General features: G+C 46.5%; 1 protein-coding gene. It reads right to left on the reverse strand.

Annotation, left to right across the window (positions count from 1 at the left end; all coding sequences use genetic code 11):
* Positions 1 to 291: 291 nt before the first annotated feature.
* Positions 292 to 1,317, reverse strand: a complete 1,026-nt coding sequence (locus BCT49_RS02480; protein ID WP_102434013.1) for an IS110 family transposase — start codon at positions 1,315 to 1,317, stop codon at positions 292 to 294.
* Positions 1,318 to 1,390: the final 73 nt, after the last annotated feature.

Consider the following 1,390-nt stretch of genomic DNA (forward strand, 5'->3'; position numbering starts at 1 on the left):
GCGTTGCTCACACCTTAATGCGGCTACATGGATTCCCCCCAGGTTGTCAAACATCCGCTAAACTTATGTTGATGGGTTTTGGACTGCCGCTCTACATTCGGCCTACTTATCGACGATTCGCATACGTCGTGGCCCTGATGACTTGCGCGACTGCGGTGCCTTATTCGTTAGATGACATCTAGTGTGTCCGCCGCATTAACAGGCTCTCCGCAAGTGGTCTTAACCTATCTCCATCATTAGCGTCTGCAATGACCCGGTGGGTTTAACTCTTTATGCTGCTTAAGTTTTTACTTAAGCAGCATAGTTTTCATATTCTGTTTGATTGTGTAAAAGCGACCATATAATTCGTGCGTTCTTCGCGGCAAGTGCCACTATTGCTCGGTTCATTCCTCTCCGCTCTAGAACGCCTCGACACCACTGGCTTAACTTATCTTGCTTGTCGCCAAGGTTGGCAATCACGGTCCTTGCTCCGTGAACTAATAGCGTTCGTAAATATTTATCACCGTGTTTGGTTATTCGCCCTAACCGAGGTTTTCCTCCTGTGGAATATTGCTTTGGTACTAGTCCTAGCCAAGCAGAAAAATCACGGCTTTTATCAAATTGAGAACCATTGCCTATCGAAGCAAGTATCGCAGTAGCGGTTTGCGGCCCAATACCTCGAACTTTCATCACTCGTTGGACATTAGCGCTGACCTTAGTAAAAGAATCGAAGACTTGTTCAGTATCGGCGATACGTTGATTCAATTCTCCAAGGTGGTGATAAGCATCGGCAATCACCGTTCTTGCAAGGTGTGGCAGTTCATTTTCTGCGTCTTCCAGCATTAAGGGAACGTGTTTCATTAACGAAGAGCGGCCAACAGGAATGATCAACCCGAATTCAGAGAGTAGGGCACGCATGCGATTCACAAGCGCGGTGCGCTCACGAACCCAATGCTCTCTCATTCTATGTACCGATAGGATGGCTTGTTGCTCGGGGGATTTTACGGGTACAAAGCGAGTTGATGGACGCTGAACAGCTTCGCATATGGCAACAGCATCATTAAGGTCGTTCTTTCCCTTAGTTCGATAAGGAACTACGTATTTAACGGCCATAATACGGGCGTCGTGACCCAGTTTATTGAGTGTTCTTGCCCAATAATGTGCACCACCACACGCTTCAACGCCTATACGCATGAGTGGCATATTTGCTATTGTAGTCAGTAGTTTAGAGCGGGTTACTGACTTATGAAGTATGACCTTACCATTTTGGTCTACGGCATGAAGACTAAAGTGGTTTTTAGCTAGGTCGATACCGCAGAAATAAGAATAATCAGACATGGTGCCTCCGATGCATTTAAGTACCACATAAGTGTGGCAGATCCTCGGTAGGGGGAATCCATGTCATTCGTTA

It is taken from the genome of Vibrio lentus (assembly GCF_002875945.1).
In the GTDB taxonomy this organism is placed as follows: domain Bacteria; phylum Pseudomonadota; class Gammaproteobacteria; order Enterobacterales; family Vibrionaceae; genus Vibrio; species Vibrio apostichopi.

Coding starts and splice junctions, on each gene's coding strand:
- BCT49_RS02480 (WP_102434013.1), bottom strand. CDS start 1,317: ATGTCTGATTATTCTTATTTCTGCGGTATCGACCTAGCTAAAAACCAC.